At 45.5% G+C, this 25650-nt stretch carries 19 protein-coding genes and 1 pseudogene; 10 read left to right on the top strand and 10 right to left on the bottom strand.

The genetic code is table 11. The features are described 5' to 3' along the window. Window positions 1–66: 66 nt before the first annotated feature. From D0A34_18010 to D0A34_18000, 3 genes and pseudogenes are all read right to left on the bottom strand, one after another. Window positions 67–3747 (bottom strand): annotated as a pseudogene (locus D0A34_18010) (DNA polymerase III subunit alpha). 189 nt (window positions 3748–3936) lie between these two features. Further along, window positions 3937–4356, bottom strand: a complete 420-nt coding sequence (locus D0A34_18005; GenBank protein ID UNU20521.1) for a DUF1311 domain-containing protein — start codon at window positions 4354–4356, stop codon at window positions 3937–3939. A gap of 16 nt (window positions 4357–4372) precedes the next feature. Next, window positions 4373–4687: a DUF2499 domain-containing protein gene (locus tag D0A34_18000; protein UNU20520.1), complete on the bottom strand. Its 315-nt coding sequence runs from the start codon at window positions 4685–4687 to the stop codon at window positions 4373–4375. 303 nt (window positions 4688–4990) lie between these two features. On the opposite strand from D0A34_18000, the gene csaB reads away from it, so the two are divergent. The 3 genes from csaB (at window position 4991) to trmB (ending at window position 7568) form a co-directional block, all read left to right on the top strand. Next, a complete protein-coding gene (gene csaB, locus D0A34_17995) occupies window positions 4991–6034 on the top strand; it encodes a polysaccharide pyruvyl transferase CsaB (protein UNU20519.1) in 1044 nt (347 codons plus the stop codon). 31 nt (window positions 6035–6065) lie between these two features. Then, window positions 6066–6776, top strand: a complete 711-nt coding sequence (locus tag D0A34_17990) for a Uma2 family endonuclease (GenBank protein ID UNU20518.1) — start codon at window positions 6066–6068, stop codon at window positions 6774–6776. Window positions 6777–6935: 159 nt separating this feature from the next. Continuing rightward, window positions 6936–7568: a tRNA (guanosine(46)-N7)-methyltransferase TrmB gene (trmB, locus tag D0A34_17985; protein ID UNU20517.1), complete on the top strand. Its 633-nt coding sequence runs from the start codon at window positions 6936–6938 to the stop codon at window positions 7566–7568. Between the two features lie 149 nt (window positions 7569–7717). Here the strand turns inward: trmB and D0A34_17980 are convergent, their stop codons facing one another. After that, on the bottom strand, window positions 7718–9232 hold the full coding sequence (locus D0A34_17980; protein UNU20516.1) for a phospholipid carrier-dependent glycosyltransferase: 1515 nt from the start codon (window positions 9230–9232) through the stop codon (window positions 7718–7720). 235 nt (window positions 9233–9467) lie between these two features. Between D0A34_17980 and D0A34_17975 the strand changes: the two genes are divergently transcribed. Further along, window positions 9468–12929 carry a CHAT domain-containing protein gene (locus D0A34_17975; protein UNU20515.1) on the top strand — a complete coding sequence of 1154 codons (3462 nt, stop codon included), beginning with the start codon at window positions 9468–9470 and terminating at the stop codon, window positions 12927–12929. Between the two features lie 142 nt (window positions 12930–13071). On the opposite strand, the gene acsF is transcribed toward D0A34_17975, so the two are convergent. Next, window positions 13072–14148: a magnesium-protoporphyrin IX monomethyl ester (oxidative) cyclase gene (gene acsF / locus D0A34_17970; GenBank protein UNU20514.1), complete on the bottom strand. Its 1077-nt coding sequence runs from the start codon at window positions 14146–14148 to the stop codon at window positions 13072–13074. Between the two features lie 424 nt (window positions 14149–14572). Here acsF and D0A34_17965 point away from each other — a divergent pair, with 424 nt between their 5' ends. Beyond that, entirely contained in the window at window positions 14573–15049 is a 477-nt protein-coding gene (locus D0A34_17965; protein UNU20513.1) for a TM2 domain-containing protein, read from the top strand. Window positions 15050–15229: 180 nt separating this feature from the next. After that, window positions 15230–15403, top strand: a complete 174-nt coding sequence (locus D0A34_17960) for a 50S ribosomal protein L32 (protein ID UNU22355.1) — start codon at window positions 15230–15232, stop codon at window positions 15401–15403. Between the two features lie 42 nt (window positions 15404–15445). Here D0A34_17960 and queA read toward each other — a convergent pair whose 3' ends face one another. Next, window positions 15446–16585, bottom strand: coding sequence for a tRNA preQ1(34) S-adenosylmethionine ribosyltransferase-isomerase QueA (gene queA / locus D0A34_17955; GenBank protein UNU20512.1), 1140 nt, complete (start codon window positions 16583–16585; stop codon window positions 15446–15448). Window positions 16586–16733: 148 nt separating this feature from the next. On the opposite strand from queA, the gene D0A34_17950 reads away from it, so the two are divergent. Then, window positions 16734–17123: a hypothetical protein gene (locus D0A34_17950; GenBank protein UNU22354.1), complete on the top strand. Its 390-nt coding sequence runs from the start codon at window positions 16734–16736 to the stop codon at window positions 17121–17123. A 198-nt stretch (window positions 17124–17321) separates the two neighbouring features. On the opposite strand, the gene D0A34_17945 is transcribed toward D0A34_17950, so the two are convergent. Continuing rightward, on the bottom strand, window positions 17322–17891 hold the full coding sequence (locus D0A34_17945; protein UNU20511.1) for a YraN family protein: 570 nt from the start codon (window positions 17889–17891) through the stop codon (window positions 17322–17324). A 14-nt stretch (window positions 17892–17905) separates the two neighbouring features. On the opposite strand from D0A34_17945, the gene D0A34_17940 reads away from it, so the two are divergent. Next, complete coding sequence (locus tag D0A34_17940; GenBank protein ID UNU20510.1) at window positions 17906–18421, top strand: pentapeptide repeat-containing protein; 516 nt, start codon at window positions 17906–17908, stop codon at window positions 18419–18421. A 161-nt stretch (window positions 18422–18582) separates the two neighbouring features. Here D0A34_17940 and D0A34_17935 read toward each other — a convergent pair whose 3' ends face one another. Continuing rightward, a complete protein-coding gene (locus tag D0A34_17935) occupies window positions 18583–20601 on the bottom strand; it encodes a DNA primase (protein ID UNU20509.1) in 2019 nt (672 codons plus the stop codon). 358 nt (window positions 20602–20959) lie between these two features. Between D0A34_17935 and D0A34_17930 the strand changes: the two genes are divergently transcribed. Together D0A34_17930 and D0A34_17925 are read left to right on the top strand one after the other, a co-directional pair. After that, window positions 20960–21901 carry an NAD-dependent epimerase/dehydratase family protein gene (locus D0A34_17930; protein ID UNU20508.1) on the top strand — a complete coding sequence of 314 codons (942 nt, stop codon included), beginning with the start codon at window positions 20960–20962 and terminating at the stop codon, window positions 21899–21901. 462 nt (window positions 21902–22363) lie between these two features. Beyond that, on the top strand, window positions 22364–24463 hold the full coding sequence (locus tag D0A34_17925) for a tetratricopeptide repeat protein (GenBank protein UNU20507.1): 2100 nt from the start codon (window positions 22364–22366) through the stop codon (window positions 24461–24463). 85 nt (window positions 24464–24548) lie between these two features. Here the strand turns inward: D0A34_17925 and D0A34_17920 are convergent, their stop codons facing one another. Together D0A34_17920 and D0A34_17915 are read right to left on the bottom strand one after the other, a co-directional pair. Further along, window positions 24549–25244: a hypothetical protein gene (locus D0A34_17920; GenBank protein UNU22353.1), complete on the bottom strand. Its 696-nt coding sequence runs from the start codon at window positions 25242–25244 to the stop codon at window positions 24549–24551. A gap of 38 nt (window positions 25245–25282) precedes the next feature. Next, a complete protein-coding gene (locus D0A34_17915) occupies window positions 25283–25609 on the bottom strand; it encodes a DUF2488 family protein (GenBank protein UNU20506.1) in 327 nt (108 codons plus the stop codon). Window positions 25610–25650 lie beyond the last annotated feature (41 nt).

Below are 25650 nucleotides of genomic sequence, written 5' to 3'. Positions count from 1 at the left end.
ATGTACATTAAGTTGCGATCGCATTTCTCGAAACACCGCAGCATCCCCGCGATTGTCTAGAGGAAAAACCCAAGCATCAAATCCAGCCGACTTAAGACGGCTAACAGTTCCCTCGCCATCGTGCACCCACAATTGAGGGTTAATGCGAAGGGGTTGACAGGAATATTCACCGACAACAATTCCTCCCACAGAAACGCTAGCACCTTCTCCACGATTGGAAAGTTCTTGTAAAATAGCTTTGAGAGAATTGAGTTTTTCCCCGTCTTGTACTTGCTGCGGTGTCAGCTTGACAATCACCATTTCTAAAACTTCCACAGGTTTTGTCGATCGTACAATGTTGACTGGTTCCACTGGCCAAGAGTTGTTTATTTCCGATTCCGCCCTCTCGATTTCCTCTGTAACCTGTACTGTTTCAACCGGCTTTGCAGTGTCTACAATTATCTGAATTTCCTCGCCATCTTTCTCAATTTTTCCACTAATCTGTAAGATAGCATTCTCTACAATGTAAGGTTTGACTTGTTCGTAAGCCTTGGGGAACACCACAGCTTTTATTTGATGTGTCAAATCTTCTAATTGCAAAATTGCCATGGCATCGCCTTTTTTTGTCACTACCATTTTGATAGCGCTGAGCATGACAATAACTGATACTTTACCCTTTTTATCTGCTAACTGTTCGAGAGTCACAACATCGGGGTCTGGGTTTACTTGCATGAGAAACTTTAGGGGATGTTCTGACACATAAAAGCCAAGCAGTTCTTTTTCTAAACGCAATTTCTCTTGTTTTTCAAAATCTTTTACCACTTTAGATCTTGGCGCCGACTCATAGGTATTGACTGACTTGCCAAAGCTATTCGCACCTAACAAATCAAAAAGATTACCTTGGCCGCTTTCTCGGTCTCTTTTGCGCTCTTGCGCCCATTTAATCACCCCTTCGAGGTCGTGTACTAATTGATTGCGGTTGTTTTCAATTTTGTCAAAAGCACCGCATTGAATTAATGCTTCTAAAGCGCGGCGGTTCACAGAATGAAGATTTACGCGATCGCACAAATCAGCCAGCGATGTAAAGTTACCCCCTTCCTGCCGCGCCGCCAAAATATTTTCAATTGCTCCCTCACCCACATTTTTAACCGCCGAAACCCCAAACAAAATTTTATCTTTTGCAGAGCCAGTCATCTGTTTGGGAAGCGGTGTAAAAGTAAGTTCAGAGCTATTAATATCCGGCGGCTCAACCTCAATACCCAGCTTGAGACAATTGGCAATATATTTCTGTACTTTCTCCTGATCGCCCCTGTTAGCAGTCAGCAGTGCAGCCATGTATTCTAGAGGATAATTCGCCTTTAAATAGGCAGTCTGATACGTGATATACGCATAGGCCATTGAGTGGGATTTATTAAAACAGTATTCCGCAAATTGCAGCATCTGCGCGAACAGTTTCTCAGCAATTCTTTGACTGACTCCATTCTTAGTTGCCCCGTCGATAAACGTTTCTTTTTGCTTCTGCATTTCATCAGCTTTCTTCTTGCCCATTGCACGTCGCAGCAAGTCAGCTTGCCCCAAAGAATAGCCCGCCAAATCTTGAGCCATCCGCATAATTTGCTCTTGAAAACAAAGCGTTCCGTAAGTCTCTTTTAAAATCGGCTCTAATAGCGGATGATCGTACTCAACTGTTTTACCGTGCTTGCAGTCAATAAACTGAGGAATCAAACCTGCATCCAGCGGCCCGGGTCGGTAAAGTGCCAAAATAGAAGAAATATCATCCAGACAGGAAGGTTTGAGTTTTTTCACTACATCCAGCATCCCAGAAGATTCTAACTGGAAAATACCTTCTAAATCTCCTCTTTCTAAAAGTTTATAAGTTTTATCTACATCATCCGGTAACTTTTTGATTCGGCCAAAAGTCTCTTGAGCTCTGCGCTCTATATCAGAAGGTAGCATTTCTGGATCGACAATTAGATTTTGGGTTTGCTTAATATAATCAACAGTTTTCTGGAGCGTTGTCAAATTTTTCAATCCCAAAAAATCCATTTTTAGAAGACCTAGTGCTTCCAAATCTTCCATATAATACTGCGTAATCACAGCACCTTCGTTATTCTTTTGTAGCGGTACAATTTCATCGAGCGGGTCTGAAGAAATCACTACGCCTGCTGCGTGAACGCCATAGGTTTTGTTGGTTCCTTCAATGCGAATTGCCATGTCAATCCACTGACGAACAGGGACTTCTGTCCCTGTTTCTTCATTAATGCAAATTGTATTCTCGTAGTTGTCTTTAAATTCCGGTGCAGGTGTTTCACCGGAAATCATCACTTTAAGTTTTTCCGGTTTTCCCCGCGAGACGGGAATTAATTTTGCCATTTCGTCTGCTTTCTTGTAAGGAATGCCTAACACTCTGGCAACATCTTTCAAGACAGCTTTTGATGTCATTCTGTTGAAAGTAATAATTTGCGCTACGCGCTCTTCGCCATACTTTTCAGTAACGTATTTAATCATGTCGTCCCGTCTTTCTATGCAGAAATCGCTATCGATATCTGGCATGGATTTGCGTTCGGGATTGAGAAATCGCTCGAATAGCAGTCCGTGATGCACGGGGTCAATATTAGTAATTTTCAAGACATAGGCAACTAGGGAACCTGCGGCAGAACCGCGTCCTGGCCCTACGGGAATGTGGTTGTCCCTGGCATATTTCATGTAGTCCCAAACTACTAAAAAATAGGTGGAAAAACCCATCTGCTGAATCATTTTTAGTTCGTATTCCAGCCGTTCTTTGTAGACGACGGGAATTTCATTGCGGTTTCTAGCTTTGAGGCGTTCTAACAGTCCTTTCCATGATATTTCTTCGACAAAAGTGTCTGCCGTGTGTTCTGGGGGAATTGGATAGTTGGGAATGCGAGATTCCCCCATGATGTCGTAAGATTTTACTTTATTTGCGACTTCTAAAGTGGTGTCGATCGCCTCTTTGATTGTTTCATCGTCCAAATGGTCTCGAAACAGTTGCGCCATTTCGTCTGCGGACTTCAAATATTCTGTGCCGCTGTAGCGCATCCGCTTGTCTTCTTCAATCAGTTTGTTGGTGTTAATGCAGAGCAAAGCATCGTGTGCTTCTACGTCGTTGCAGGAAATATAGTGAGAATCATTGGTGGCAATTATTTTAATCTTGAGTTCACGGGCAATTTTGACGATTTCAACATTAACAATCCGGTCTTCCGGGGAACCGTGGTCTTGAATTTCTATATAGTAATCTTCCCCAAATACTTCTTTATACCAGGTGGCTACTTCACGGGCAGTATCTAGCTTGTTTTGGAGAATCATTTGGGGAACTTCCCCGCCCAAGCAAGCACTGGTGACAATTAAACCTTCAGAGTATTGTTTTAGCAGCTCCTTGTTGATGCAAGGTCGGGCAAAAATACCTCTTTCAGGCATTCCCTTTAAGTGGGAAATTGTGGTTAGTTTGACGAGGTTTTTATAACCTTGGGTGTTTTTAGCTAAAACAACTTGATGGTATTTTCTTCTACCTCTAACTTTTACTTCAATGTCGCCGTTGACGACATACATTTCATTGCCAATAATCGGCTTAATATTTTTATTTCGGCAAACTTTGATTAGCTCGATCGCGCCGTACATCACCCCGTGGTCTGTAAGGGCGATCGCGGGCATCCCCAATTCCACCGCCCGTTCTGCGAGCTGTTGTAGCTGAGAAGCCCCATCTAGTAAGCTATAATCGCTGTGAATGTGCAAACCAACGAAGGACATAGGGATTTAAAATATAAGATTTGAGAATTTAGATTTTACACCATTGGCGTGGCAAAGCGTAAAATAAAAAACAAAGCTTTATATCACTCTTGAGCTGGTTTGTGCTGGGGCTTCTAAAAGTGCAAAAGATGAGGTTGTCGCGGTATTGATGATTGAATGGGTAAATTATTCTCGATCGCGATCGAACTTTTACAAATTTGCTTGTTTCAAATAACCTTCCAAATCTTTAATCCGTTCTTGCGTCACTCTGGCCCTGCAATAACCGTAGGTAGAAGGAGCCACCGAACCGCCTTCAAATTGCCCTTTTGCATAATCACAATTTTCATCTCGAAATTTTATCCAAGTACGCTGTGCCGCCGTCAATCTCTGCTTTTGTTTACTGCTGATTTTTGCTTGCAGTTGCTGATAGACTTGATTGAGCTTTTTGTCTGCACTCTCAAACTCTTGACTGGAACAGACATTCATCTCTACCGTGGTTTGAGGATTTTTGCAGTTAGGCTGTTGGGCGACTTGTACGGGAATGTTGCTGGCTTTGGTGGGAAGCAAAAATCCGGCTGTCAACAAAAGCAAACTCGCGGCTAATTTTACCGAAATAGTGCTAGTTTTCAATTCGTTTCTCCTTTTTTTAATCTTTAATTTTCTCTGCTGGCTGAGCCGATCGCCAAATCCACCAAGCCGCCGCCCACAAAGTAAAATTGCCAATGAGAGTCATCGCCGCTTGCAGGGTAACGATCCATTCTAGGGCGGGAGAGTTGTCAAAATAGTGCCAAGTACAGGCACACATAGCGCTGACGAGAGCGGGCAGCATTGCGGCGGAAAGGGCCCACCAAGCTCGGTTTTGAGTGACTTCGCCGTAAGTCCAAATTAACCAGATGGCGGCAATCCACTCGACGACGCTAGAGACGTGAATAATCCAGGTGGGAATTGACAAAGCGTGCATTTTTTGTATTCTGAACGAAGATGAAAGATTTATCGATAACGAAGATGAAAGATTTCTCTATCGGGACTTACGCAACTGTCATATTAAAGTATGATGCGTCATACAATTTGAGATTAGCGATTTGAGATTTTATTAGATTTGCGATTTGAGCTGACTGATGACGTAAAGCCTTGAAGCTTGATGACAGGAGCATTTTTTTGGGTAGTAGTATTATCAAATTTTACATCTCAAAAAAATCTAAAATCCCCTATCTAAAATCTAAAATAGTTAGATTCCCCATCACAAACAAAGAAAAGAGTAGAAATGCGAGCAATTTTGTGCGGCTATTACGGTAAAGGCAACGGCGGCGACGAGGCGCTGTTGGCATCGCTACTGCAAATGTTACCAGATGGCGTGACGCCGATCGTCCTGTCTGGCAATCCTGTCGAGACAAATCAGCGGTACGGGGTAGCTGCGCGCGATCGCATGAATGCGTTCCAAGTTCTCGAAGCACTCCGCACATCCGACGCGCTAATTTGGGGCGGCGGTAGTTTAATCCAAGACGCTACCAGCATTGCGAGTCCTTTCTATTATGGGGGTTTGATGGGATTAGCGCAGCGGATGGGCTTAAAAACTGTTGCCTGGGCCCAGGGAATTGGGCCTTTGAAGCGCGAAATGACTCGCAAGTTATCTCAGCGCTGTTTTGCTGGATGCACCGGCGTCAGCGTGCGGGATAAAGGTTCAGCTACTTTACTTGCAGATTGGCAAATTCCCTTTACTTTAGCGCCCGATCCCGTGTGGGCTTTGGAGAATTCTCCCGTGTCGGGTTTGTGGGATTTACCTGCGCCCAGAGTTGCTGTTTGTTTGCGTTCTCATTCTACACTAACTCCCGCGCGTTTGTCCATCTTAACTCAAGCTTTAGTTGACTTTCAAAAAGCAACTCGCACCTTAATTTTGCTGCTGCCTTTTCAAGCGTCTCACGACTTAGAAATTGCCCAACATTTGCACGAAGCCCTGCCCAAAAGGAGCCGCATCCTCAGTTTAGACGACCCGAGAAAATTGAAAGGAGTGTTCCGGGGGGTCGAAATGGCGATCGGGATGCGTTACCACAGTTTAATTATGGCAGCATCCGAAGAATGTCGCTGTTTTGCCCTCAGCTACGATCCGAAAGTCAGCCAGTTAATGGAAGAGTTAGAAATGCCGGGATACTTATTATCAGAATTGCCAGACGATCCTTATTTAATTAGCAAAACCTGGATCGAACACTATGCTAACGGCGACGCCTTATCTCCAGACAGGATAAAATTTATAGTAGAGCGATCGCTCTTTCACCGAGAAGTATTGCGAGCCGCGCTCCAGCAGTCTTAGTAATAGCAGTCTCAATAAGAGGTAAAATACCGTGACAGCCACTACAACCGACTTGAAAATTACCTGGGAAAAATTACCAGATGATTTCATTTTAGAGGAGCAACCTCTGCAAAATATCGACCAGCCCTTACTCGCTGCCGCCTTGCGAGAAATCTTAGAAATCGCGGGGCTAATTTTGGAGGGAACATTAGTTGCCCCTAATCTGGGGATTTGTGCCACCTTAGATAATAAGCTAGTTATCAAAGCTCCCGATTTGTTTTATGCTCGCAACGTACAGTCGCTTTCTAGTCAAGAAATTCGCCGCAGTTACACTCCAAACTTAGAAGGCGAAATTCCCGCCGTCGTCATGGAGTTCTTGTCAGCTACTTCCTACGATGAATATTCTAACAAGCCCACTTATCCACCGGGGAAATGGTTTTTTTATAGACAAGTATTGCGAGTACCAATCTATGCACTTTTTGAGCCAGCCGCTGGAGTGTTAGAAGTCTACCAGTTGGATTCATCAGGAGATTATCAAATACAGCAACCTGATTTAAACGGTCGTTATTGGATTGCAGGAATAGGGTTATTTCTGGGTGTTTGGCAGGGAACAAAAGCTGAAAGAACCGGATATTGGTTGCGGTGGTGGGATGAGAGCGGAGAGATGTTATTGTGGGGAGCAGAGATGGTAGAAAGAGAACGGCAGCGAGCCGATCGACTAGCTGCACAATTAAGAGCAGCAGGCATGGAACCAGAGGCCTAATGCAATAATGAGCAGTTGAAATTTGTCCCTCTGCAATTTAAGATTGCTCATTAATTAAAAAGTATTGAACAACATCGCAAAAATCAATATTTATCTGCGTTAATCCACGTTAATCTGCCTTCATTAGCGGTTAAAAAATACATTCAGGAGACAGCAAAATTGGCAAGAGTAAGAGTGCGGGAACACGTCAATCCCCTATCAATTAGATATCAAGCATCTGCAAGTCCCCCGGATTGGACTAAAATCTATGCCGACTTAAATTTACCGCTGCATTTAGATATCGGCTGCGGCAGAGGACGGTTTTTGTGGCACATGGCGCAAATCCAAACAGACTGGAATTTTCTAGGATTAGAAATTCGGGAACCTCTGGTAGAGGAGGCGAATCTTTGGCGGGACGAAAAAGGCTTGACAAATTTGCACTATTTGTTTTGCAATGCGAATAGTTCTCTCAAACCACTTTTAGAAACTTTACCCGCCGGTATTTTGCAGCGAGTTAGCATTCAGTTTCCCGATCCCTGGTTCAAGAAAAAGCACCACAAACGGCGGGTGGTGCAGCAGGAATTAGTCAAGGAATTGGCAACTTATCTGGCAATTGGCGGCGAAGTTTTTATCCAGTCAGATATTGAGGAAGTAGAAAGGGAAATGTGCGATCGCTTTTCATCTCACCCTAGTTTTAAACGTCAAAACGGCGACAACTGGCTAGCAGAAAATCCCCTGCCTGTGGCTACAGAAAGAGAAATTGCTACTCTGAAACGGGGCGAACCAGTTTATCGAGCACTCTATCAAAAATAATGCTCGCTTTTGCAAACTCACCTTTGTCATAAATGTTATAATTTACATCTTGCACCTTGGTTAGGAACAGGCTTTTCGGCCTGTTCCACAAAACTTAATTTTCTTGTGGAACGGGCATCTTGCCCGTTAATAAAAGAATTATTTCTAGCTTAAACCCAAGACGCCAGCCACATCCTAATTTTCCATTCCATTTGCGACAAAGGCAGCCCCAAATAGATAGGCATCCAAAAACTAAAAGCACCCAAAACCAGAAAAATAATTGTTACCCCCATCCCTCGGAGTCGAGTTTGAGGGCTGTGCAGCCACCTGTCAACCCACCAAGCAAGTGCTAATGCTGCAAACACAGAACAGCCCATATAATGGTACAAAAATATGCAGCGAGTCACCTTCACCCAAGGCAGCAAATTAGCGGCCCAATTAACTATTAAATATAACCCCAGCCACATTTCAGCAGTCGGTGGAAACAAAATCGGCCGCTGATTTTCTATCGTGTCAACAGAAGCCTCGCTGCGCGTTTGCAGCCACACCAAAATCCGGTGAACTAAAACTCCTATTACTAGCAGTAAAGCTAAGGTTGACAGCCACCAAAGCAATGGATTTCCCATTGCGTGAACGTCAAAAATTGCCTGAGTTGCACCTTCAGGTAAAGGCGGCAAAACCGGATCTGGTTGGGCATTGCTGCTAGCACTTTTGTAGAAGTAAACTATGGGGCGCAGCATCAAAGGCCAACTGTACCACGTGGAACAGTAAGGATGTACATCTGGGCTGCTTTTAATCCGCTGGTGATAAGTCAAAATTTCCGTTTGCATCTGCCAGAAATTGGGAGTTGGATTAAAGTGCAGGTGAGGAATCCAAGAGATGCTGTAAACTAGAATAGGAATAATAGCTAGACTCAAGCAGAGTTCTATAAAATTGAGTTTAGTCAGTTTTTGTACTGGACTTTCGGCAGGAATTAGAGGTGAATCTACCTCGCGGCTTTGTTCTTCATTTCCTCTGTTACCCTGGATAAAACGAACGGCCCAAGCACAGATTAAAATTAGATAAGTACCGAAAAGAAACCATAATCCGTTCCATTTGATAGCCGCAGATGCGCCGAAACCTATCCCAGCGACTACCAGCCAAATCCAGCGCTTTTTGCCTTCTGCTTCTACAGCTTTTAAAATAAATAACTGACCTAAAATTCCAAATAAAACCAGATAAATGTTGTTCAGCGCGTAGCGAGACTCAACTAAAAACAGACCGTCGCAGGCGATCAATAAAGTAGCAATAAAAGCAAAGGTGCGGCGCGGAACTAGCTGATAAGCCAGGGCTCCCACCACTAGCGGAATAAAGGAACCAGTGAGAGCATTCAGCCAGCGGTAATCCCAAGGGGAAAGCAGGGAGCCAGCCATACTGTTGACGGCTGTTTTGCCGAAGGGAAGGTGAGTGCCGATCCAAATGCCGATCGCAATTATGTACTGGCTCAGAGGCGGGTGAGCGTTGAAAAAGGGAGTTTTGGTGAGATAATCGTTGGCAAATTTAGCGTAGTAAACCTCGTCAAAGACTAAGGTGTTAAATCGCTCCAGTTCCCAAAAGCGTAGTGTTAAGGATAGGAGGAACACAGCGAACATTCCTAAGCAAAAAACTAAAGTAGATCTGTTGAATTGTTTTTTGTTGATTTTCATAAAACAGCAGTAAATAGTAAATGCTAGATTTGAGGGTGATCGCTCATTTAAAAATACTGAGTTGAGAATAGCGTAAAAATTACAATTATGACTTTTAATGTTCGCGGAGGCAAATCCGATGCGGGCGATCGCGCTTGGAGGGTGCGGCCAGAGGTAGCGACAGGATGGCACAATATGCCCCCGATGTAACCGGCACGCAGGAAGGGAAAGCGCACCTGATAAGCTGCGATCGACTATGATAGCGGTTAACCAGGTCTTGTTTGAGCAGGTGTTTATGAATCTCAGGCTGTGGGTTTGGGGGATCGCTGTAGGTGCGAGTATCCTGCTAGGAGTCCCGGCGGTAGCTGCGCCCAGCGTTATAAAAATTAGCCAAGGGGTATCGCAGCAGTCCGGAGGAAACCCGGCTGCTGCTGCTGAAAGAGCCTTGACAGAAGGGGTGCAAATGTTTCAGCAGGGGACGGCGGAATCTTTAAGAAAAGCGATCCCTAAGCTTGAAGAAGCATTAAAGCTGTATCGAGAAGCGGGCGACACTTCAGCACAAGCAGTTAGTCTCCTAGTTCTTGGCAGAGTCTACGATGATTTGGGAGAAAAACAGAAATCCCTAGAGTATTACAGCCAGTCGCTTCCCCTGTTTCGGGCAGTAGGCGATCGCGGTGGGGAAGCTACTACCCTCAACAACATCGGCAAAGTCTACGATGAATTGGGAGAAAAACAGAAATCCCTAGAGTATTACAGCCAGTCCCTTCCCCTGAGTCGGGCAATAGGCGATCGCACACAGGAAGCTCGCACCCTCACAAACATCGGCGTTGTCTACTCAGCATTGGGAGAAAAACAGAAATCCCTAGAGTATTACAGCCAGGCGCTTCCCCTGTTTCGAGCAGTAGGCGAGCGCGGTGGGGAAGCCACCACCCTCAACAATATCGGCAGTGTCTACTCAGATTTGGGAGAAAAACAGAAATCCCTAGAGTATTACAGCCAGTCGCTTCCCCTGAGTCGGGCAATAGGCGATCGCAAACAGGAAGCTCGCACCCTCAACAACATCGGCACTGTCTACTCAGATTTAGGAGAAAAACAGAAAGCGCTAGAGTATTACAGCCAGTCCCTTCCCCTGAGTCGGGAAATAGGCGATCGCAATGGAGAAGCTGTCACCCTTATCGGCATCGGCGCGGTTTACTCAGCATTGGGAGAAAAACAGAAAGCACTAGAGTATTTGGGCCAGTCGCTTGCCCTGAGTCGGGCAATAGGCGATCGCAGGGGGGAAACTGCCACCCTCAACAACATCGGCAGTGTCTACTCAGATTTGGGAGAAAAACAGAAAGCGCTAGAGTATTACAACCAGTCGCTTCCCCTGTATCGAGCAGTAGGCGATCGCAGTGGGGAAGCTAGCACGCTCAACAATATCGGCTTAGTCTACTCAGATTTGGGAGAAAAACAGAAAGCGCTAGAGTATTTCAGTCAGTCCCTTCCCCTGAGTCGGGCAATAGGCGATCCACAGGAAGCTCGCACCCTCGGCAACATCGGCAATGTCTACTCAGATTTGGGAGAAAAACAGAAAGCAAGAGAGTATTACAACCAGTCCCTTCCCCTGTATCGAGCAGTAGGCGATCGCAATGGAGAAGCTACCACCCTCAACAATATCGGCTTAGTCTACTTAGATTTGGGAGAAAAACAGAAAGCGCTAGAGTATTACAGTCAGTCGCTTCCCCTGTATCGGGCTGTGGGCGATCGCCGTGGGGAAGCTACCACCCTCAACAACATCGGCAGTGTCTACGATGATTTGGAAGAAAAACAGAAAGCGCTAGAGTATTACAGCCAGTCGCTTCCCCTGTTTCGGGCTGTGGGCGATCGCCGTGGGGAAGCTCGCACCCTCAACAACATCGGCAGTGTCTACTCAGATTTAGGAGAAAAACAGAAAGCGCTAGAGTATTACAGCCAGTCACTTCCCCTAAGTCGTGCAGTAGGCGATCGCAGTGGAGAAGCGAACAACCTCAGCAACATAGCTTATGCAAAACGTGAGCAAGGCAATCTCACTGAAGCCCTCACTAACATTGAAGCCTCCATCAAAATTATTGAAAGCCTCCGCACCAAAATTGCCAGCCCAGAACTCCGCACCTCATACTTTGCCACCGTACAAAACTATTACCAGTTCTACATTGACCTGTTAATGCAACTGCACAAAACGCAACCCAGATCTGGTTATGATACCAAAGCCTTTGAAGCCAGCGAACGTTCCCGCGCCCGCAGTCTCCTCGAACTTCTGCAAGAAAGTAACGCCAACATTCGCGAAGGCATTTCCCCCGATTTACTGCAACAAGAAAAGAGCTTGCAACAGCAACTTGATGCCATTGAAAAGCAGCGCATCGAAGCAATCAGCAGCCCCAACCCCAATCCCACTAAAATCGCTGAAATCGACTCTGGGCGCCTCGCACTTTTGCAACAATATCAGCAACTTCAAACTCTGATTCGTACCGCCAGCCCCCGCTACGCTGCCCTCACCCAACCCCAACCTTTAACGCTGCCAGAAATTCAGAAACAAATTCTCGATGAAAACACAATTTTATTGCAGTATTACCTCGGCAAATACCGCAGTTATTTGTGGGTTGTGACATCAACCGGAGTAACCAGCTATGAATTACCAAAACAGGTTGACATTGAAACAGCAGCTAAGGACTTCCTAGAGGCAATAACTAGCCCAATCCAGAGAGATATTCCCCAACAAGTTGCCCAAGCAAGTGCAAATCTGGGTCAAGTGATTTTACAACCCGCAGCAGCCCAATTAGGCAATAAACGCTTGTTAATTGTTCCCGACGGCGTGTTGCAATATACCCCTTTTCAAGCTTTAACTCTTGACCCAACCAGGGCACAAAATACCAATGTTCCCTTAATTAGCGAACATGAAATTATCACTCTGCCTTCTGCCTCAACTCTCGCCATTCTCAGGCAAAATTACGGAGATAGAAAACCCCCAAGCCGAACTTTAGCAATTTTAGCCGATCCTGTTTTCAGTCCAGACGATGAAAGAATTAAAGGAAAAATCACCCAAGCAACAACAGAAAAATTAGAAGCAAATAACCTCGATTTAAATCGCTCGCTTCGTGCTTCTAATCGGCAATGGCCGCCAGAACGCCTCGCATTTACCCGCCAAGAAGCCCAAACAATATCCAGCTTATTTCCCTCAGCTTCTAGCAGTCAAAAGATTGATTTTGATGCCAATCGCACTAATGCTACCGACGGCAGTTTAGCTAATTATCAAATCGTTCACTTTGCCACCCACGGCCTTGCCAACAGCAAAAATCCCGAACTGTCAGGAATTGTGATGTCTACCGTAGATGACAAGGGCAATCTTGTTAATGGTTTTTTGCGCCTGACCGATATTTTCAACTTGAAACTGTCAGCAAATTTAGTGGTTTTAAGTGCTTGTCAGACGGGAATGGGACAGAATATTAAAGGCGAGGGCATGGTAGGATTAACGCGGGGATTTATGTATGCCGGGGCTCAGCGAGTTGTGGTGAGTTTGTGGAATGTGGATGATGAAGGAACAGCTACGTTAATGTCAAGTTTTTATCAGGGAATGCTGCAAAAAGGGTTAACGCCAGCGGCGGCTTTAAGGGCGGCGCAACTGGAAATGTTGAAGCAGGAAGAGTGGCGTTCTCCTTATTATTGGGCGGCTTTTACGCTTCAGGGGGAATGGCGATAAATTTTATGAAAAAAACCAGCATTAATTCCAATTCCGGACGAGTGTAAGTCGGGCGAGAACTTTTTGCGGTGAATCTGGATACCAAAAAAAAGCGGCTCCGCTTGTCGCAGAACCGCCGTCACAGAGGATGAAAAATCAAAACTTAACGCACAGCGCCCTGTACTGAAGGTGATTCAATTGTTTTCATGAAGTACAGCTTCACTAATTGCCAGCCGTTCGACAGATACAAAGGCAATTTTTGGAAGAACTGCAAGAATTTCGGAGTATTAGAAGCAACAATGGCGGTCAACTTCTGATTGTTCTTGAGGCAAACATCGAGGCGTTCATAAAACTCGGGGTTGTTCACGTCCAGCATCACGGGGAAGACGCGGCCTGCTGTTTCGTTGGTCTTTTTGATGACTTCAATGTCGTATTCGCGAGCATCGAGTCCGAGCGATCGATAAAAACCTGCACGCTGGATATCATTGAGATACATTGTGGCGAACACTGACAGCAAGAAGAAACGGCACCAAAGCTTAGCGCGCCAATCATTCAACATCTGAGGCTGAGCTCTCATCACCGCATCAAAGAAATCTCCGTGGCGGTTTTCATCTTGGCACCAATTTTCAAAGAATCGGAAAATCGGATAAATCTGGTCTTCAGGATGCGCTTTTAAGTGCTGATAAATCGTGATGTAGCGCCAATAACCGATCTTTTCAGACAAGTAAGTCGCGTAGAAAATAAACTTCGGCTTAAAGAATGTGTAACTGCGGCTCTTTGTCAAGAAACCCAAATCCAGGGACAAATTAAAGTCGGACAGGGCTTTGTTGAGGAATCCGGCGTGCCGCGCTTCGTCGCGGGACATCAGCAAGAAACCTTCGGCCAGCAGTGGATTTTTGTCCTTGAGCTTGCGTGCTAACTCTTTGTAGAGCAAGAAGCCAGAAAACTCAGCGGTGCAAGAGCGTTCCAGAAACTCAATGAACAACTGGCGCTTTTCGCCGTCGATGTGTTCCCAAGATTGCTCGAACTCGGCATCACGCACGAAGTGGTTGCGGTTGTAGTCAACGCGGAACTCTTCAATAATTGCTTTTAGTTCGGCTTCATTTACGGAGATGTCCATTTTGGCCATCTCGTCAAAGTCTGTTGTGTAAAATCTCGGCGTGAGAATAGTTTCTTTGGCTGGGGCTTTCACTCCCGGCCGCAGTTCTTCAAAAGTGGGTTTTTTGAGGGAATCTACCATATTTTTATTGGATTTCTGCTTATAACTACTCGCTTGTTTCCATTGTCGGGTACTGCGGGCGATCGCGCTCGTGTATGTCCGGCCAGCGCTGGCGGCGCGCTTGCTTTGGCGCTCCGTGTGGAATCTAGGTCTAAGCTGCTGTAATTTCCACGCCCTCCAGTTTACCAAGCTCTCGCCCGCGCAAATATGTTGCTGGCGTTAAGAATTGCTACGCAAAATTACTCACTGGGCATGGGTATGGGTTATGGGGCATGGGGCATGGGGCATGGGGCATGGGGAATTGGGGAATTGGTAGTAAATAACCAATAACTTCGGACAATCCACAAATATCTGCTGGTGTCAAACTGTTTAAACACCACATAGAAAGTACAAAATGTATAGAGGGACTCCAATTCTTAGAATAACCAGGCAGGACGGTCAGAAAATGAGCAATTTAGGTGTTAGTTACCTTTTATGGGCAGCTTGTTTTTTCGGCCCCTTCGGACTCCACCGCCTCTACAACGGCAAGATTGGTACGGGTTTGCTGTGGCTGTTTACCTTTGGTTTGTTTGGGTTTGGGCAATTGTTTGACTTGCTGCTGCTGCCGAACATGGTGGACGAACACAATGCCAGTCTCAGGGGCAAACTCGGCGTATCTCCCGAAGGTATACCGCTATATCCCAGCAGCGGGGCGATCGCCGCGACATACCCCAAGCAAACTCCACACCAGTTAGGGGTTAAACTCCTGAAGGCAGCTTATACCAAGAACGGAAGATTATCTGTCACCCAAGGGGTGATGGCAACCGGCGCTACTTTTGCCGAAGTGGAAGAGGCTTTCACGGCAATGCTCAAAACCGGTTATGTGAGTATCGAGAACGATGCCGTAACTGGCGTCGTGATCTACCACTTTCACGAACTTTAGCTGCTGCGGGTGCGTTACCTAGGGGATTTTGTCTATTTTTCCAGAACCTAATCGCTGACGCACCCTACTACTTGATATTGCTGACCGAGCAGTTGTTGCCGTTTTTCGAGTAAGCATTGCCGACAAAATCGGCTAGAATGTTTGTTTGTCTATATAAGCAAGCAGAAAGTATTTAGCGTCATGGCAGTCCCTAAGAAGAAAACCTCCAAATCCAAGAAGAATATGCGTAAGGCCACATGGAAGCGCAAAGCTGTAGTGGCAGCTCAGAAAGCTCTGTCTCTGGGCAAATCTGTTCTGACTGGGCGTTCCAACAGCTTCGTGTATCCCGGCAATGAAGAAGAGGAGGAAGAATAGAAACGGAGTACCGGGCATGGGGCGAACCCGATGCCCGATCGATCAATCCTTTTTTGCTGTTGGTAAAATCAGCATGGCATCGCCAAAGGAATAAAAGCGGTACTGTTGCTCGATCGCTTCTCGGTACAAATCCAACAGCCGAGGCCTTCCAATCATTGCACTTATCATCATCATCAAAGTAGAGCGGGGCAAGTGAAAATTGGTAATCATCCCCTCTACAACCCGCCACTTGTAGCCCGGGTAGATAAACAAATTGGTCGGGCCGCAAAAAGGTTGCAAGGAAAAATCGTCTCTCGCGGCGGCGGCTCCCTCTAAAGCTCGCACTGCTGTGGTACCCACGGCAATGATCCGCCCGCCTCTGGCTTGAGTTTCCCGGATTTTCTCAACGGTGACGGCGGGTACTTCCACCCATTCGCCGTGCATTTTGTGAGCCGTCACGTCTGCCACCTCCACCGGGCGAAACGTCCCTACTCCGACGTGTAAGGTGACAAAAGTTTTTTCTATTCCCCGCTGTTCCAAGCGGCTGAACAATTCTTCGGTGAAGTGCAGGCCTGCTGTGGGGGCCGCCACCGCCCCAAGCCGATCGGCATAAACAGTCTGGTACTGTTCCGCTGAAGCTTGGGAATTTTCGATGTAGGGCGGCAGGGGTATGTGACCGTATTCGTCCAAAAACTTCGCCAGATTCTCATCTGTGGGGATGTCAAACTCCAACAGCCGTCCCCCTGTTGCGTCGTCCCTCTCTATAACTGTTGCAGTCAATCGACGACGATCCGGCATCGTGGCATCGGGAAGGCAACAGCAAGGAGCTGTGGTCGAGTCCTCACAGGGAGGGGCGATGGGATCAAACTCAATTTTTGCTCCCAACTTTAAGCGTTTCCCCGGTTTAACCAAAGCCAGCCAACAGTTGTGCTGCCGTTCTTCCATCAACAATATCTCCACAGCCGGGCCGTTGGGTTTGTGCCCGTAGAGCCTCGCTGGCAGCACGCGGGTGTTGTTCAGTACCAGCAAGTCGCCTGGTTGCAGCAAATCGGGTAAATCCCTAAAAATCCGGTGTTGGTGGCTGCTGGGAGAATCTACAGCCAGCAAGCGAGAACTGTCCCTCGGCACTACGGGATTTTGGGCAATGCGTGAGGGCGGAAGTTCGTAGTCATAGCCGTCCAAAGACCAGTCCATCTCTGTCATCGAGTGAATTCCTGTGCGATCGATCTGTCAACTGGGTAACAAATTGGGTAAAAACCCCCATCCAAAGTCGGGTGCTTTTCCCCTTGTGGTGGCGGATATAGCCCGCGAGGATAGAGGTATAGCATCAGCTTTGCTCATAAGGATCGTTATGGAATACCTCTACTACATCGCCAATACTAGCCTTACTCTGAGAGTCGTGGATTACCTACGCACGGCTCATCATCTTCCCTTGCAATTTATCACTGTTATTCACCAAATTGACGGCTGGGTGGTAAAGGTGAAAATGAGCCAATATTTAACTCCCGAAATGCACGGGGATTTTCGGGCTTTTATGAACGAACTCGGGATTCCTTACGATCCTGAAATTCGCTTGCAAATGGCGCTTTGGAGTTTGGAAACCGGACAGTCCCCACTGAGCGTGATGCGCCGCTACCAGGTGGCAGTGGTTTGTCACGGCAGCCCTGACCGCAAAGAAATTGAAGCGTTTCGCCAGCAGTTTGTCAAGGGTCTGGGATATTGCCCGGAAACTCTCGCCTAGATTGCTACGCATATAAATTAACTGTGATGACAGAACAGGAGAGGGAGAGAAGGGGAAAGCGGGAGAAGATTTAACGCTTTTTTCAGATCCGTTAAAGCTCAAGAGAGAAATGCGCGACAGCCTAGGCAAGTTAATAATTAAAAATTACCTAGTGGCATTGCTATGAGATTTTACCCTCTAAATTTTAATTATATATTTTTAATTGCTAAAAGCCGAGCGAATGTATTCTTGCAGGGTGAGTCGGTAGTTTCCTGCAACGGCGAATTGAGAGTTCGCTGCTGTTAATGGTGGTAATATTTGCTTAGTGTTTTGTTGTGAAGGTTCGCACCTGACTAAAGCGACATCAAAGCGACAATAATTATTGGCTAAATCTGGATGAGTGCTTAAAAATATTTCGGCTGTTTGCCAAAGTTTGGCTTGTTTTGTGGTAGTAACAGCCAGCATTCCACCAGCATCCCAATTTCCCCGGCGGCGAGTTTTTACCTCTACAAATGCTAATGTCGGGGATGTGTGATTGGGAAGACCTCGGTTTTTTGCGCTTTCTTCCTCTCTTCCGAGTGCGATGATGTCAATCTCTCCCCAGCGACAGTGCCACTGCCGGTGCAGGATTTCCCAACCTTGCTGCTGCAACCAGTCAGCGACTAAGTTTTCTCCCAATGTGCCGATATCCCGAGAGTTTAGGGATTGGGGGCAATTGGAGTCAGCCGTCGCTAACGGGCGATCGCTCTTTCTGGTAGAATTCAATTCTGAACTGTCACGACTGCCCATTAGCTTGAACTTGTATGATGATTTCTCGAATTCGCCAACATATTTATACTTTCTTGCTGAGTTTTGTTATTTTAGCAGTAATTGCCGCTGGGGCGATCGGCATTAATCCCGCACCTGCTTTCGCTTTGGATCACGATAAAGAAATCCTAGTAGGCGCTGATTTTACTGGCCAAGTCCTGACTGACGACAGCTTTAATAAAGCCAATCTTCGCAACAGCAATTTTACTAATGCAGATTTGCGGGGCGTCAGCTTTTTTGCGGCCAATATGGAAGAAGCAAATTTAGAAGGCGCTAATTTCACGGGTGCTACTTTAGATTTGGCTCGCATGATGAAAGCAAATTTAACTAATGCTATCCTTGAGGGTGCTTTCGCTTACAATACCAGACTCGAAGGAGCAGTCATTGACGGTGCTGATTTTACTGATACACTGCTGCGAGACGATATGATAGAAAAACTTTGTAAAGTGGCAAAAGGTACTAATCCCGTGACGGGTAGAGATACTCGCGAAACTCTTTTTTGCGATTATTAAAAGGCTGGTTGAATAAATAAAGGAATAAAGTCCTAAGTACAAACAGGTTTGTAGTAAGGACTTTATTACTTATATCAGTTAAAAAAATGTAACCGCAGGCAAGCTTCCAACCTATATCGAACGAGTCATCCCCAATCTAAAACCTAAAATCTAAAAGGGTATTAGCCCCAAGGCACGGATGTTAAATCGTAAAAATTAACTTGACGCAGTCGCTCTAATTCCTTGAGCCATTCTTGTTCGGCACAAAATAGTTGGTGATATTCTATAGCCTCTTCGCCACTGCTAGCTGCCTTGGCTTTTTCCCACATATTGAGTGCAATTCGGCGGCGCTTCATGCTGATAATTTGCTCGATACAGGCGAGGGCAGATCTAATGACTAGAGGTGCGCGATAAACGTTTCTTTCTGAGAACTCATTTAAGTGAAATAAATGCGAGATTTGATTTAGTTGATTCGGATATTCAATGAAGCTATCTTGCAATTTCAATATTAACTCTGAAGGCGCTACTTGTAAAGACATTTTGTGCAATATTTCTGCATTCACAATCTGGTGCCACAAAAATCTGTGGTGGGAAAGGCTAAACTGCACGTCTCTAGCTTCTATTGCTTCTCTGACATCTTGGCGATATTCGGGACAGTGCAAATAAATCTGCAATAATTGCGCTTCTGCTTCTTCTAAAAGACTGCGGGCTACGGCAGATAAGCTGGATTTTGAGTTTTTGTTTTCGCCGCTTGCACGCTGCTTTTTATATTGTTTGTTCGGCTTCAGCTTGTTTCTAATTAACAGGGGCATTGTTAAAGATTCGTCTTGACTTTGCCGCTTTGCCCAATCGCTGACTACTTGATTGAGCAAGTTTTCAGCGATCATTTTGGTGAGTCTAAAATCTCCTTTACTTAGAATTTCGGCGCACTTTTGCAGGTAATGTGCTAGCTGATTATCGTCAGTGATATTGGTTAATAAATTAATTATTTTTTTGGTGACTTGCTGGGAAGTATCGGCTTGCTTCAAATCTTGATTGACGAGCATTTGTTGCAATTGCCAGTCTAGCCACAAGGGAGCATTTTCCAGCAATTCTCGATATTGTTCTGGGGAGTAGGTTTTGAGATATTCGTCGGCATCTTTGCCGTCAGGAATGTTGAGCACCCGCAGTTGCACTTCTCCTTGATAAGCGAGTTTTTCTATTTCTCCAATTGCGCGTTCTGCTGCTTGAGTTCCTGCTTTGTCGGCGTCGAAGTTGAGGATAATTTGTTTGGAGTCAGTGTACCGCAATAACTGCCGCACTTGGTTTAAACTTAACGCTGTGCCGAGGGAAGCGACGGCGTTGGAGATGCCGGCGGCGTGAAGTGCGATCGCATCAAAGTACCCTTCTACCACCACTGCGCGATCGGCTTTGCTAATGGCTGTTTTCGCAGTATCTAAGGCGAATAAAGTTTTGCCTTTGTCGAACAGTTCTGTTTCGGGAGAATTGAGGTATTTCGGCTGTTCGTCGCCGAGAGCTCTGCCGCCGAAACCGATGACTCTGCCTTGGGTGTCGCGAATGGGAATCATAATGCGATTGCGGAAGCGATCGTAATAACCGCTGCCGCCATTTTTTCGGGGTACAATTAATCCAGCTTGTTCGACTAATTGCGCCGGATAGTTTTTCTGTTCTACTAAATAACTGTAAAGTGCTTCCCAACCTTGGGGTGCATAACCTAATTGAAATTGTTGGATAGTTTCTTCGCTGAGCTGGCGCTCTGATTTGAGATATGCTAAGGGTTCTTCTCCTTGGGTTTGCCGCAAAGCGTGTTCGTAAAAGTTGGCTGTTAGTGCTGAGATTTCATAGAGTTGTTCGCGCAGAGAAATTTGCCGCTGCAATTCTTGTCGGTGTTCCGGTTCGACAGTTTTGATGGGAACTTGATAATTTTTAGCTAATTCTAATACTACTTCGCTGAAAGGGCGTTTCTCCAATTCCATGAGGAACTTAAAAGCATTGCCGCCTGCGCCGCACCCGAAACAATAATACATTTGTTTGCCGGGACTGACTGTAAAGCTGGGAGATTTTTCATCGTGAAAAGGACACAAACCTACAAATTCTTTGCCGCGTTTTCGCAACACGACGCGGCCGGAAATGACATCTACTATGTCGGCTCTTTGTTTAACTTCTTCAATTGTTTCTGGATGCAGCCGAGGAACTTGCATAGGGCGATTTTAGGGAAATTGAAAGTATAGCGGAAGGAAGAAGGAAGAAGGAAGAAGGAAGAAGACCCTTCAGCTTTGCGATCGGATAAACAGAAGGAAGAAGGAAGAAAAGCTAGGGTTTTAGCAAGTGAGAAAGTGTGAATCGTCTTAGGGATTGCTATATGTTTATTGGGAGCGATCGCACTTTAGTAAAGCACAAAATTGACTTTCAGGACTTGCACATAAAAACTCAATTGTTCCGGTTTTTTGTACCAGGGCTGCTCGCTGTTAATATGTGTTTTGTTAAAAAAACGGTTGCTCCGTAAGGCATAACTTTATTGTAAGATATTTACACTAACTGTAAGGAGCATCGAAAATAATGCGAATTTTAATGATGGGCGGTACTCGGTTTATCGGGGTTTATCTTACTAAGATTTTAGCAGCACAAGGGCATGAAGTGGTGTTGTTTAACCGGGGCAACAAGCCTGTACCGGTTGCGGGCGTAAAACAGATTCAGGGCGATCGCACAAATGTCGAACAACTGCAAGAAAAGTTATCGACGGTCGAGTTTGACGCTGTTTTTGACAACAACGGCCGCGAACTCAGCGATACCAAGCCTTTAGCTGAAATATTTAAAGGGCGGGTACAGCACTTTGTTTACATGAGCTCTGCGGGGGTTTATTTGAAGTCGGATCAAATGCCTCATATCGAAGGGGACGCTACCGATCCTAAAAGCCGGCATTTGGGTAAATGCGAAACCGAAAATTACTTGGCCGCATCGGGTTTGCCTTGGACTTCGATTCGCCCGACTTACATTTACGGCCCCCAAAATTATAACGATTTAGAGGCTTGGTTTTTCGATCGCATTGCGCGCGATCGACCGATTCCGATTCCCGGTAACGGAATGCACTTCACGCAGTTGGGGCACTGTCAGGATTTGGCTAAAGCAATGGCGGCGGTTTTGGGCAACTCTAGGGCGATCGGGCAAATTTACAACGTTTCGGGCGATCGATTTGTCACCTTTGACGGTTTAGCTCGCGCCTGCATTCAAGCTGCAGGCAAATCCCCTGATGCTATTAAGATTGTACACTACGATCCGAAACAATTTGACTTCGGCAAAAAGAAAGCTTTTCCGATGCGATTGCAGCACTTTTTTGCTTCAGTTAATAAAGCTGTCACCGATCTTAACTGGCAGCCAGAATTTGACTTACTTTCTGGACTGAAAGATTCTTTTCAGAATGATTATGTAGTTTCGGGACGGGACAAAGCTGAGATAGATTTTTCAGTCGATGATGAAATTTTGAAATCGGTTCAAAGTTAAGTTAGAGTGGGAGCATCCCCATGCCAGCAAAAATCTAGAACCCCACCCTAACCCTCCCCTTACTAAGGGGAGGGAACAAGAAAGAAAGCAAACAGACTGTCACAGTAAAGTTCGCACCGCGCACCTTACATCAAAACCAAAGATAGCTACTTAAAGGCGATCGCAAAACTCAACAACGACACGTCTGTTGTAATTATTGAAATTCAAGTTATAAATCGGCCGACATTAGACAAGCTAGCTTTGTACAATACAGCAAAAACTGATGGAACTAAATTAATGATTGAATAACTGCACAATGGATTTCACCCTAAAATAGATTTTATTAAAATTAAAACTCCCCAGTTGTGGTGCGAGCAATTAAAAAATTTAGAGAGGCCATGTTAGAATTTTAAAATGCGGAAGATGTGACAGCTTGGTTGGAAGCTAATTCTCCAAACGACTAGGAAATATTAGGTGAATTTCATGCTTGGAATAACACTCGGCAATCGCTACAGTATTATCCGTCACTTGGGAGGCGGCGGATTTGCTCAAACTTATTTAGCTGAAGATAAGCAGCTACCAGGCAATCACCTCTGCGTCGTCAAGCAGCTTAAACCTCACGCAACCGATCCGGAAACTCTAAAGGTAGCAAGACGTTTATTCGATACCGAAGCACAAGTTTTGTACAAGTTGGGAAATCACGATCGCATTCCCCGGCTTTTTGCTTACTTTGAAGAAAATCAAGAGTTTTATCTAGTTCAAGAATTTATAGAAGGCCACGATTTAGGTCAAGAAATTACGCCCGCTTCCCCTGGAAATGCGGGAGTCATGCAGGAAGAGCAAGTCATTTGTATATTGCAGGAACTTCTCGAAATTTTAGACTTTGTACACCAGCAAAATGTGATTCACCGCGATGTCAATCCCCGCAATATCCTCCGCAGAGATAGAGACGGAAAATTAGTTTTAATTGACTTCGGCGCAGTCAAAGAAATTACTACTCAAATCACCACTCCTCAGCCCAGAAATAGCTTGAGTGTCAGCATCGGTACTCCCGGTTATATGCCCAGCGAACAAGCTCACGGCAACCCGAAACTCAGCAGCGATATCTATGCCGTCGGTGCGATCGCAATTCAGTTCCTCACTGGCATAAATCCTCACCAAATGCCAAAAAACCCCGATACAGAGGAAATTATATGGCAGGACAAAACATCAGTCAGTCCTGAATTTGCGAAGATTTTAGATAAGATGGTAAAGTACGATTTTCGGCAACGTTATTCTAGTGCCGGGGAAACGCTGCAAGCTATTAAAGAATTGAAAAATTCTTTCAGCGGTACAGTTCCTGTATTGCCTCCGGTTGGTGCTGCGAAGGGGCCTGTAAAATCCCGAAAAAAACTGTATTTAAAAATATTGTCGATCGCCAGTTTAATTGGCATCAGTATTATAGCCTCTATTTATGGTGTAAATACTTTTAATTCTGCCAATGCAACTGACCTGTACAACCGAGGCAATACTCTTTACAATTTAAGTCGATTTGAAGAAGCTCTAGCAGCTTACGAGCGAGCAATAACTCTCAGACCAGACTACGCGGAAGTTTGGCAGGAAAAAGCCAAAACTTTATATAAATTGAAAAAATACCATGAATCGCAGTCAGCTTATGATAAAGCCATAGAATTAAAGCCGGAATACTTAGAAGCTTGGACGGGACGGGGTTATGCTTTGGATAAGTTGCAACAGTCTCAAGAGGCGATCGCATCTTTTGATAACGCTTTGAAAATCCAACCCGACTATGCCACAGCGTGGGAAGGCAGAGGCGATGTTCTATTAGATTCGCAGCGGTACGAAGAAGCGATCGCTTCCTACGAAAAAGCCGTAGAATTTCAGTCTAACTTGTACCGTGCTTGGTACAATCGCGGACAAGCTTACCAAAAATTAAAACAGTACGATCGAGCCGTCGAATCCTATCAAAAAGCAGTTGAAATCAAATTCGACAATTATGAAGCTTGGTACAATTTAGGCAATGTTTTCCTAGAAGTGAACAAAAATCAAGAAGCTTTTGAAGCCTACGAAAAAGCCGTGCGGTTTCAGCCAAAATTTTATCAATCCTGGTACAGTAAAGGCATCGCTTTGCTGAAAATGCGGAGGCATGAAGAAGCGGTAGAAGCTTACGAAAAAGCTGTTAAATTAAAACCGGATTATTATCAAGCGTGGTACAATTTAGGTTGGTCATATCACGAATTACGCAAGTACGAACAAGCAATTGAGTGTTACAACAGAGCCTTAGACTTAAACCCCAAAGAAGATCAAGCGTGGTACAATAGAGGCAATGCCCAGTACAATTTGAAACGGTATGAAGATGCGATCGCCTCTTACAACGAAGCCGTTTATGTCAAGCAAGACTACTCGGAAGCCTGGTATAGTCGCGGCAATGCACTTGTGGCGATAAAAAGATACGAAGATGCGATCGCCTCCTATGACAAAGCAATTCGCTACAAACCAGATTACCGAGCCGCAATGGAAGCAAAAAAGCGGGCAGAAAGTCAGCTAGGAAGCAGCCCGCTAGAATCCCAACAACAACAACAATAATTGTTATTAGTCCCCCTCTGCTAGGACGAGAGGCAAGTGTAGTAGCGATTTCACGATCCAAACGATCGTGGGAGTAGCTTATCTTTTAGCGAACAGCGGGAGCAATTACGGTAACTCGGCGGCTGTCTACTAACATCGGCCAAAAACCTCGATCGCTCAATGTTTTTACAGCAGCAGTAGCGGCGTTTTGATCCGTTGTATAAGCGACGAATAAAAAGGGACGCTGGCCGTAGGAAGCTAAGCCTACTTGCGTGCCTAATGCTTGCCTGACTTGGGCGGCTAATTCCGGTTGGTTGAAGTAATCTACTAACACTGCATAACCAGGGCCCAGGGGTTGGGGATTGAAGGCAAGATTGCCGGTTGAAGGATTGGTGATGGGTTCAGAACCTGGTGCTGGCTGAGGGTTGTAGACTGGCAAATTTTGGGGTAGTGCCGCTGCGGGCGATCGTACTACGTAAGTTTGTAATCCGACAACATCTTCGATGTATTTAACCCAATCGCTGGCGATTTGCGAGTCGCGAAAGCCACCAACTCGCGTCACCGTGTCATTGATGTACCGACAAACTGTGTTGTTAGTATTTCCAGGGAAAGAGCGTTTTGCTCTTTCTTGCTGTTCGGGTGTTCTGGTGACAATTAACAGTAGATATTCATCGGGCTGAGGCGGTTGGCAGCTCGATTGAGCTTTAACAGAACTCGATAAAATTGTCAATACCAAAAGGGCGATCGAGGTAGCAGAAAATAGGGGGAGATACAAAATATATTTGTACAATTTACCCCTAATTGTTGTTAGTTTTTTTGTCGAAGATTGGGCTAATTTTTTCATGCTGGCTGTAGGGATGCGAGGGCATCGGGAATAGTTTCTGATGGTGCTTTAAATTCCCCTGTCAGTACATATTCTAATCGCAGTTTCAACCAGGTAATGAAGACAGGATCGGTAGAAATAATAGCAGCGGCTGGCTGAGGGCATTTTGCTTTAACTTCTGCCATTGTCGGTGCTTCTAGGAAAGCAGGCTGTTTGACCAACCAGAAGTCTATTTGTTTTTCTTGTTCGTTGTAGTTCCGAGTTCTTTCTTTAAACACTTCATCTAGGGCTTCTTCTTCTAGCAAAAAGCGTTGGCTGGCTAAAACGTAATAGTAGGTTTGCATTTTTCTTGGTTGTTAGGGGTTGACGGTTAGCGGTTAATGCC

Source organism: Microcoleus vaginatus PCC 9802, from assembly GCA_022701275.1.
Classification (GTDB): domain Bacteria; phylum Cyanobacteriota; class Cyanobacteriia; order Cyanobacteriales; family Microcoleaceae; genus Microcoleus; species Microcoleus vaginatus_A.
The sequence above is the reverse complement of the archived record's forward strand: the minus strand, read 5'-3'. Positions and strand labels throughout refer to the sequence as shown.